This window comes from Methylibium sp. T29 (genome assembly GCF_000576205.1).
GTDB classification, from domain to species: Bacteria; Pseudomonadota; Gammaproteobacteria; order Burkholderiales; family Burkholderiaceae_C; genus Methylibium; species Methylibium petroleiphilum.
Genome location: NZ_AZND01000139.1, coordinates 1 through 9,218, shown reverse-complemented (window position 1 = coordinate 9,218; position 9,218 = coordinate 1). Strand labels below are relative to the sequence as shown.

Sequence of the window (9,218 nt, the reverse complement as noted above, 5' to 3'; positions counted from 1 at the left end):
GTCGACCATGTGCATGGCGAGATCATCACCACGCGCGGGCAGCTGTCGCCGCAGATCCCGAAGCTGCGCGAGGGCACCGAGTCGGTCGCCGCCCGCTGGGAATGGCAGCAGACGCCGCCGCTGCTGATCCTGGCGGACTTCCTGCCCGAACCGAAGACGCAGGCCCGGCACTTCATCGAGGTGAGCTGGAGCCCGCCGGCCAACATCCAGCTCTCGGTCGGGGCGACGCAGAACGATGGCGCGCTCGACCTGGTCAACTGCATCGGCCAGTACGACCTGCACACCTGCACGCCGGAGACCGCGAATACCACCCACTACTTCTTCGCCACACGGCGCAACCACGTCGTCGACGACGCGGGCTACAACGCGGCCAAGATCCAGGCCATGCACACCGCCTTCGAGACCGAGGACGGGCCGATCATCCAGGCCATCCACAACGAGATGGACACCACCGACTTCTTCGGCCTGAACCCGGTGCTGATGACGAACGACGTCGCGCCGGTGAAGGTGCGCCGCCTGCTGCAGCGGCTGATCGAGCAGGAGGCCGGCGCGCGCTGATGCCGACCGCGGCCCTGGCTCAGCGCGTGCCCTGCCGCAGCCGCCAGCTGCCGGGCGGCAGGCCGAAGTGGCGCTTGAACGCGCGGCTGAAGGCGGCCTCCGACTCGTAACCCACCCGGTCGGCAATGGTCTTCAGCGGCTGGTCGCCGGTCTTCAGCTGCTGGGCGGCGAGCTGCAGCCGCCAGTGCGCCAGATACTGCATCGGCGGCTGGTCGAGGTAGTGCCGGAAGCGCTCGGCCAGCACCGTGCGCGAGACGCCGACCGCGCGTGCCAGCCGCTCCACGCTCCAGTCCTGCAGCGGCGCATCGTGCAGCAGCTTCAGGGCCGAGCCGGTCACCGGGTCCCTGCAGGCGGCGAACCAGCCGTTCTCGTCGTCCGACAGGCCCTGCATGTGCTTGCGCAGGATCTCCACGAACATCAGCTCGGTCAGCCGCGGCAGCATGCTGCGCGAGCCCGGCGTGGTCCGGCTGGCCTCGGCGGCGGTGTGACGGATGGTGCTGCCCAGCCAGTGGTCGGCCGGCGTGGCGTCGGGACTCACGTGCAGCAGGGTCGGCAGATGCCGCAGGATGGGGCGGAACAGCAGCTCGTCGCACTGCAGGAAGCCGCAGATGATGTGCGTGACGGCACCGCCGCCGCCGTGCTCCACCTGCGGCATGTCCTTCCAGGGCTGGCAGGGCAGCAGCTGGCCGACCTGCACCGGCGCGGTCTCCTCGAGGCCTTCGAGACGGTGGCTGTCGCCGTAGGGCAGCAGCACGGCATCGCCTTCGCGCAGCCACACCGGCTCGCGCCCGGGCAGCGCCAGCCGGCAACGGCCGGTGGCGATGACATGGAAGGGAACGATGTGCTCGGTGCGGAACGGCAGCACCCGCGCCAGCTGTGCCGACCCCGGCGTGAGCACCGACCAGGGCTCGCGGAACGCGGCGCGGAACAACACCATGCCGGCCAGGTGCATGCTCCCGAGCAGGTCCGACAGCAGATCGGACGCATGCGAGGCCGGCGGCGTTTCGGGCAAGACGGGCGGCATTTCGGTCATGGCTTCCTCGGGGCGATCGACCTAAGCTGACGTCATCAAGGATGCAGCAAGGAGGCTGTCAATGGCAACGGAATCGAGAGATCTGGTGGTGGTGATCACGCATGGCATCGACCACGAGCTGTCCTCGGCGGGGATGGTCATCGCGCTCGGCGGGATGACGGCCGGCCTGAAGGTGTCGATCTTTCTCACCAGTTCGGGTGTCGACATCGTGCGGCGCGGTGCGTCGGACACGACCCACGTGAAGCCGCTCGAACCGCTGGCGGACATGCTGCGCGACTTCGTCGCGCGAGGCGGCACGCTGTGGGCCTGCACGCCGTGCGTGAAGAGCCGCGGCTATGCCCAGGAGCAGCTGATCGAAGGCGTGGTGATCGCCGGCTCCAGCGTGATGCACGAGCTGATCAAGCGCGGCGCGGCCACGCTGAGCTTCTGAGCCGATGTTGATGTGCGAGCAGCAGGAGGCCGCCGTGATGCTGATGTATCGGGAACTGAGCTGGTGGTACTGGGCCGTGACGGCGGCGCTGCTGATCGCGGGGCTGGCGGGGTGGGCCGGAGCCTTCCACGCCGCCACCGCGCTGAGTGCGCTGCAGGTCCTGCACTTCCGCTGGCGCGAGGGCCGCTTTGCGGCCTTTCCGGTGCAGGTGCGGCTGGCCTTCACGGGCCTGCTGCTGCTGGCCGCGTGGCCGCCGATGAAGGGGCTGTTCTGGGTGCCTGCCATCGGCACGACGGCCCAGGTGCTGTTCGGCTACTGCCTGCTGGCCCGCGGCCTGTCGCTGCTGCCCTGGAACCGGCGCGAGCCGTGGTCCTGGCGGCTGCTCCGGCGCACCCTCACGGCGGCGCCGGTGCGCGGCAGCATCCTGCAGGGGCTGCCGGCCGCTCGCTAGGGCTCAGGCGGGCGGCAGGATGCCGCGCGCCATGAAGCTGCGCAGCCAGTGGCAGAACATGTCTTCGCTGTCGCACACCTCGTGGAAGCCGGCCTGGCGCAGCTTGATCGCGCTGACGAAGGCGGGCGGCGGCGGCTCGGTCGCGCCGTGTGCGAAGCAGAAGTCCGCGTAGTGGTGCGATTCGCCGAGCAGCGCCGGCAGCGCCACCGGTCGCAGGCCGTGCTTCGCCACGATGCGGTCCCACACCGCGGCGTGCCCGGGCAGGAACTGCCCCAGCGCGCGGGGCCGGTCCGGACCGGGCTCGACGCCCAGCGTCGCGGCCATCGCCGGCCACACGTTGCGCCACTCGAAGACATCGCCGTTGGTCACGTTGAAGTGCTGGCCGACCGCCTTCGGGCTGGAGGTGGCCCACACGAAGACATTGGCGAGCAGGCGCGCGTCGACCGCTTCCCACACATAGGACACGCCGCCCGGGAAGCCGAACGGCTCGCCGAGCTCGCGGCAGACGGCGGCGTAGGCACCGATCACCGGTGCGAGGTTCATCGCGACGCCGTAGGCCGCGCCGATGATGAGCTGCGGGCGCAGGATGGTGAAGTCGAAGTGCCGCGCCGCCGCCAGTTCCTTCAGGTAGTCCTCCTGCAGCCAGTAGAAGTTGGCGTGGGGATCGCGCGGCGCGCGCTCGCGCGCCGGGATCGGCATCGGGTGCAGGTGGATGCCGTAGGCCTTGGTGCCCTGCAGCAGGCTCACATGGCGCAGGCCGCTGCCCGCGCCGGTGAGCGGCGCCAGGCAGTTCTGCAGCATCGCCAGATTGGTCTCCATCTGGTCGCGTTCGCTCCAGCCGGCGATCAGACCGGGCTTCTCGAACAGCGCGGCGTAGACGACGTGGGTGATGCCGGTCAGTGCGCCGAGCGCGGCGCGGCTGGCCGCGGCATCGCGCAGGTCGACCGCGAGGTGGGTATAGGGCCGCTCGTGCGTCAGCTCGGGCCGCCGCCGCGACAACGCCACCACCTCCCAGCCTCCGGCGAGGAAGGCTTCGACCGCGGCCGCACCGACCACGCCGCTGGCGCCGGCGATCAGAACCTTGTTGGGCATCTCATGTCTCCGCGTCTTGTCGTTCTCGAAGGGGCACCGATCGCCCGAACTGGGCCCGCGTGGCGGTGCTGTTCAGGGGATCGATCCTGCGCGAATCGAACTACAGTGCAGTCACTTCGGCGACAAACCGACCGCACGATTGGGCGGACCCAGGAACCCGTCACCTGCGCCGAAAGAACCCGTCGCCTCGTGCTGCTCAGCGCGATGTGCGTTCGGTAGATGAGCCCGCGGCCCTGGTCCTCCAGTCTGCCTGCGGGCTTTTTCTTTGGCCGCGCCGCCGTGGGCGGCGCCGACCGGCTCAGGTCAGATCCGGGCCCACAGCGCCTCGGACACCTGCAGCGCGCGTTCACGCTCGGCGCTGCCGCCCAGCACCAGCCGGTGCGCGCGTTCGAACAGCACGTTCTCGGCCAGCTCGCACAGCACCGGCATCATGCTGCGCGCCACCAGCCGCAGGTCGTCGGTCGCCAGCGCGTGCAGCGCGCCGCTCAGCTCGGCCGCGGCGGCGCGGTACTCCCCGGCGTGCATGCCCATCTGCTTGTTCTCGAGGACACGCATCAGGCACAGCGAGGTGCGCAGCGTCTCGTCCTGCAGGCCGGTGATCGTCAAGGCGGGAGGCAAGGCAGTTCCTTTCGGGAGCGTCACCATGAGCGGTGAGTCCGCTGACTTATCGGCTGGAAGGGCCGGGGTCTTGAGGGCGATCACGGCCCGGCATCGGCTCGCCGAGGCTCCCGTCGGTTGAACTCCGGCGCGCGAACGCCATCTGTCCGTGAACAACTCGTGCGGAAGGGCTCGACATGGGCGACAGCTGGCTGTGGATCCTGAGCGTCGCGCTCATCGTGGCGGGGCTGGCGGGGACGGTGCTGCCGGCGCTGCCCGGCACGTTGCTGGTGCTGGCCGGCATCCTGCTCGGCGCCTGGATCGACGACTTCGCGCGTGTCGGCTGGGGCAGCCTCGCTGCCGTCGGCGTGCTGGCGGTGGTGGCCTGGGCGGCGGACTTCGTGGCCGGGCTGCTGGGCGCGCGCCGCGCCGGCGCGAGCCGGGAAGCGATCTTCGGTGCGGCGCTCGGCACCGTGGCCGGCATCTTCATGGGCCTGGTCGGCGTGCTTTCATGCCGCTGGTCGGCGCGGCCGTCGGCGAGTACGTGGCGCGTCGCGACGAGCAGCGCGCGGTGCGGGTGGGCTTCGCCACCTGGCTGGGCGTCATGGCGGGGCTGGTCGCCAAGATCGCGATCTCGTTCATGATGATCGGCATCTTCGTGGTGGCCTTGCTGGTCTGACGTCCGTCTGCGGCACCCTTTGGCGCAGAGCACTGCGCCTGGGGAGGGCGTTGTCAGGGCCGTGTCATCCGATGCCCCGAAGGTCGCTGCATGCCGCGGTGCACGCCCGGCGCTCCGATCGGCGCAGACTGGACCTCATGGACAAGCATTTCCTCACCCCGCTCTTTTCGCCCGAATCCATCATCGTGCTGGCCGGGGCGCCCGACGACCCGACCGGCCAGACGCCCCAGGCCCGGGTGCTGCACCAGGCCCTGCGGGCACAGCCCTATGCCGGCGCGCTGCAGTTCCTGGACATCCATGCGACCGGCACGCTGGCCGAGCTGGCGCAGACCCGGGCCGACCTGGCCGTCATCGCGCTGCCGCCCCAGCAGGTGGCCTCCGCACTGGAGGTCGCAGGAAGGCTCGCCTGTCGCTCGGCGCTGGTGGTGTCCGCCGGCATCGGCGCCGAGGCCGCGGCGACCCTGAAGAAGATCGCACAGCGCGAGGGCATCCATCTGCTGGGACCCAACGGGCTGGGGTTCCAGCGTCCTGCGCTGCAGCTCAACGCCAGCGCGGCAGGGCCGCTGGCCAAGCCCGGTTCACTGGCGCTGGTGTCGCAGTCGGGGGCGCTCACCGCCTCGGTGCTCGACTGGGCCAGCACCAACGCGGTGGGCTTCTCCAGCGTCGTGTCCCTGGGCCCGAACACCTCGGTGGACATCGCTCAGGTGCTGGACTACCTGGCCAACGACGCGCAGACGCACAGCATCGTTGTCTACGTCGAGGGCATCTCGAGCGCGCGCCATTTCATGAGCGCGCTGCGCTCGGCCGCCAAGGCCAAGCCGGTGGTGGTGCTGAAGGCCGGTCGCAAGCCGGCCGGCAACGAGGCCGCGCAGACCCACAGCGGCGCCATCGTCGGCAGCGACGACGTGTTCGACGCCGCGCTGCGCCGTGCCGGCGCGGTGCGGGTGCGCTCCTTCGTCGAGCTGTTCTCGGCCGCGAAATGCCTGGCCTCGCGCTACCGCCCGGTGGGTCGGCGCCTCGCGATCGTGACCAACGGCGGCGGGCCCGGCGTGCTGGCGGCGGACTGGGTCAACGAGCTGTACCTGCACCTGGGCCGGCTGTCGGCCGAGTCGGCCGCTGCACTGGCGCCGCAGCTGCCGCCGCTGGCCTCGCTGTCGGACCTGATCGATCTGTCGGAAGACGCCGGTCCCGAGCACTACCGCGCCGCCATCGACGCCGCCGGCAACGACACGCAGATCGACGGCGTGCTGACCGTCTACTCGCCCAAGGTCGGCGTCGATGCGGCGGACATCGCGGGCGCGCTGGTGGAGGTCAAGCACACGATGGGCAAGCCGTTGCTGTCGTGCTGGATGGGCGATGCGTCGGTCGGCGCGGCGCGCGAGCTTCTGAACGAGGCCGGCATCCCCGGCTTCCGCACGCCGGAGGCGGCGGTCGGGGCCTTCGGCAACATCGCCTCGTTCTACCAGAACCAGCTGCTGTTGCAGCAGACGCCTTCGCCGCTGTCCACGCTGGCCAAGCCCGACATCGAGGCGGCGCGGCTGGTGATCGAGAGCGTGCTGGCCGAGCGCCGCAAGGTGCTGACGGAGATGGAGTCGAAGACGCTGCTGTCGTCGTTCCACATCCCGGTCACCAACACCATCCTCGCGCGCAGCGCCAACGAGGCGATGATGATCGCCACGCAGCTGGGCTTCCCGGTCGCGCTGAAGATCGATTCGTCCGACATCAGCCACAAGTCCGACGTGGAGGGTGTGGCGCTCAACATCATGAACGGCGCGAGCGCGCGCGACACCTATACCGACATGGTGGAGCGGGTGGCGCGGCTGCAACCGGGCGCCCGGATCAACGGCGTGACGGTGCAGAAGATGGCGCGTGCCCGGCGCGGCCGCGAGATCTACATCGGCCTGGTGACCGACGACCCGTTCGGTCCGGTCATCGTGTTCGGCGCCGGCGGCACGATGATCGAGCTGATCAACGACCGCGCGATGGAGCTGCCGCCGCTGAACCGTTTCCTGGCGCGCCGGCTGATCGAGCGCTCGCGCGTCGCCGAGACCCTGGGCGAATGGCGCGGCGCCAGCGCGGTGAACCTCGACGCGCTGGAGCAGGTGCTGCTGCGCGTGTCGGAGATGGTGTGCGAGCTGCCGCAGCTGCGCGAGATGGACATCAACCCCATCATCGTCGACGAATCCGGCGCGGTGGCGGTGGATGCGCGCATCGTCATCGACAGCGCGCCGCAGGCGGCGGGTGGCCGCACCAACCCGTACTCGCACCTCTCCATCCTGCCTTACCCGACACGCTATGAGCAGGTCTGGCCGCTGCGCGGTGGCGGCGAGTACACGGTGCGCCCGATCCGGCCGAACGACGCGCAGATGCTGCAGGACCTGGTGCTGCACCTGTCGCCCGAGAGCCGCTACTTCCGCTTCGTGTCCTCGCTGACCGAGCTGTCGCCGTCGATGCTCGCACGCTTCACGCTGATCGACTACGACCGCGAGATGGCGCTGGTGGCGGTTGTCAAGGAGCGCAACGCGGGGGCCGACGGCGAGATGACCGAGGCCGAGCGCATCGTCGGCGTGTCGCGCTACATCACCAACCCCGACCACTCGACCTGCGAGTTCTCGCTGGTGGTGGCCGACGACTTCAACGGCCGCGGCATCGGCTCGCGCCTGATGGAAAGCATCATGGACGTGGCGCGCGAGAAGGGCCTGAGCGAGATCGACGGGCTGGTGCTCGCCAACAACGCCGACATGCTCAAGCTCATGCGCTCGCTGGGCTTCGCGGTCAAGCGCTTCGCCGACGACCCGGACTTCATGCTGGTGACCCACACGCTGTAGGCCCGACCGCAAGGCGTTAGAGGGCGTGGCGCAGCGCCTTTTCGGTCGCACCGTCGGCTGGGTAGAACAGCTCCACGCTCAGCTCGGACAGCGTCACGTCGCGCGGCGAGCCGAGCCGTGCCAGCGTGGTGAAGAAGGTGAGCCGCGTGCCGCCGAGATCGAAAACGCAGGGCAGCAGCAGGCGGTGCTCGGTGGGCACCGGGGCGGCCGGCCGGGCGAGCAGCGCGCGCACGTTGGGGTAGGCCGACACTTCCGCCAGCAGCGCGGCCAGCGTGGCGTCTGCACTGGACTCCGCGAGCTGCGCAAGCTCGGTGACGAGGTGGCGACCCCATTCGTCGAAGTTCGCGGTGACGGCTGCGAAGCCCTGCGGATGCAGGCCGGCGCGGATCATGTTGACCGAAGGCTTCCGCAGCGCATCGGGCAGCGCCGCGACCAGCCGCGCCGCAGCGGCATTGGCCAGCACCACGTTCCAGTGCCGGTCCAGCGCGACGCCGGGATAGGGGTCGTGGGCATCGAGCAGGCGGCGCAGCGCGCGCTGCACGCCATCGAGATCGGGCGAGGACAGCGGCGTCTCCGGGAAGCGCGGTGCGAAGCCGGCGGCGAGCAGCAGCTCGTTGCGCTCGCGCAGCGGCAGCTCCAGCCGCTCGGCCAAGGCCATCACGAGCTCGGCGCTCGGGCGTGAGCGGCCGGTCTCGACGAAGCTCAGGTGCCGCGTCGAAACGCCGACATCCAGCGCCAGCGCCAGCTGGCTCAGGCGCCGTTTGTCGCGCCAGGCACGCAGCGCGGGGCCGATCAGCCGGTCGTGCCGCGGCGGGCCCATCGAGGGGCGGTGACGGACGGCGTGCGCTGCCGGCGGCTGGTTCATGCGGAGTTCTCCTTGGCTCGGTCAGCCCTTGAACGGGTTGGCCGTGGCGAACCACAGGCCGATCCCGGTTGCGATGATGAAGCTCCGTCGGTCACGCCGACGCCGAGGAAGTATTTCGTCTGCAGCTCCGGGATCAGCTCGGGCTGGCGCGCAGCGCTCTCCAGGAACTTCATGGTCGCCAGGCCGATGCCGATGCAGGAGCCGAAAGCCGGCAGGCCGATGAGCAGCGCGACGGAGAGGGAAAGCAGGCTGGTGTCTGACATGGTGGGTCCTCGGGATGGGTGGGATGGGAACGGCTCGCTGTACTTGCAGGGGGCGAAGGAAGTGTCGGGTCGCCCGGTACGTCCGTCGATTACCTGGCAGGTAGCGAGTGCCTGCCAGAGGGAGGAAGATGGACGCAGGGCAACCCCGGAACTTCCGGGGCGTGCGCGGCGTCCATCCCTCGGTGTGGCGGATGCCGCACGTATCGCTGGAGGCTGGCAGCATGAACAACAAGCTGATCTATGGCGTGGCCGGGCTGGCGTTCGTGGTCGCCGTCGGCACCCTGCTGTACTGGCGTCAGCGCACGCCGGAGCCACCCCAGACCGTGCCGGCGTCGCCGGTCGCCGAGGTGGCCCCGCCGCCTGCGGTGGCCTCGGCGCCGGCTGAGCCCGCCATCCGGCACCCGATCGATGCGCAGGGCAGC

General features: G+C 70.3%; 7 protein-coding genes and 4 pseudogenes. 6 read left to right on the top strand and 5 right to left on the bottom strand.

Annotated elements, in window-relative coordinates; translation table 11 throughout:
* A pseudogene (locus tag x551_RS14935) lies at positions 1-558 on the top strand (aromatic ring-hydroxylating dioxygenase subunit alpha); the annotation flags it as partial.
* 19 nt (positions 559-577) lie between these two features.
* On the opposite strand, the gene x551_RS14930 reads toward x551_RS14935, so the two are convergent.
* On the bottom strand, positions 578-1,591 hold the full coding sequence (locus x551_RS14930) for an AraC family transcriptional regulator (protein WP_051495859.1): 1,014 nt from the start codon (positions 1,589-1,591) through the stop codon (positions 578-580).
* Positions 1,592-1,652: 61 nt separating this feature from the next.
* Between x551_RS14930 and x551_RS14925 the strand changes: the two genes are divergently transcribed.
* Both x551_RS14925 and x551_RS14920 read left to right on the top strand, forming a co-directional pair.
* Positions 1,653-2,021, top strand: a complete 369-nt coding sequence (locus x551_RS14925) for a DsrE family protein (protein WP_011828606.1) — start codon at positions 1,653-1,655, stop codon at positions 2,019-2,021.
* Positions 2,022-2,025: 4 nt separating this feature from the next.
* Positions 2,026-2,472 (top strand): hypothetical protein, encoded by a 447-nt coding sequence (locus x551_RS14920; RefSeq protein WP_216701331.1) that lies wholly within the window; start codon positions 2,026-2,028, stop codon positions 2,470-2,472.
* A gap of 3 nt (positions 2,473-2,475) precedes the next feature.
* Here the strand turns inward: x551_RS14920 and x551_RS14915 are convergent, their stop codons facing one another.
* Both x551_RS14915 and x551_RS14910 read right to left on the bottom strand, forming a co-directional pair.
* On the bottom strand, positions 2,476-3,564 hold the full coding sequence (locus tag x551_RS14915; RefSeq protein ID WP_036234785.1) for an SDR family oxidoreductase: 1,089 nt from the start codon (positions 3,562-3,564) through the stop codon (positions 2,476-2,478).
* Between the two features lie 303 nt (positions 3,565-3,867).
* On the bottom strand, positions 3,868-4,182 hold the full coding sequence (locus x551_RS14910) for a hypothetical protein (protein ID WP_152543534.1): 315 nt from the start codon (positions 4,180-4,182) through the stop codon (positions 3,868-3,870).
* A gap of 176 nt (positions 4,183-4,358) precedes the next feature.
* Between x551_RS14910 and x551_RS14905 the strand changes: the two are divergent.
* Both x551_RS14905 and x551_RS14900 read left to right on the top strand, forming a co-directional pair.
* Positions 4,359-4,840: pseudogene (locus x551_RS14905) on the top strand (DUF456 family protein).
* A gap of 137 nt (positions 4,841-4,977) precedes the next feature.
* Positions 4,978-7,668, top strand: coding sequence for a bifunctional acetate--CoA ligase family protein/GNAT family N-acetyltransferase (locus x551_RS14900; RefSeq protein ID WP_036234781.1), 2,691 nt, complete (start codon positions 4,978-4,980; stop codon positions 7,666-7,668).
* Positions 7,669-7,684: 16 nt separating this feature from the next.
* On the opposite strand, the gene x551_RS14895 is transcribed toward x551_RS14900, so the two are convergent.
* Both x551_RS14895 and atpE read right to left on the bottom strand, forming a co-directional pair.
* Positions 7,685-8,533 (bottom strand): helix-turn-helix domain-containing protein, encoded by an 849-nt coding sequence (locus x551_RS14895; protein WP_231497745.1) that lies wholly within the window; start codon positions 8,531-8,533, stop codon positions 7,685-7,687.
* Positions 8,534-8,554: 21 nt separating this feature from the next.
* Positions 8,555-8,796, bottom strand: a pseudogene (atpE, locus tag x551_RS14890) (F0F1 ATP synthase subunit C).
* Positions 8,797-9,017: 221 nt separating this feature from the next.
* Here atpE and x551_RS14885 point away from each other — a divergent pair.
* Positions 9,018-9,218 (top strand): annotated as a pseudogene (locus tag x551_RS14885) (hypothetical protein); the annotation flags it as partial.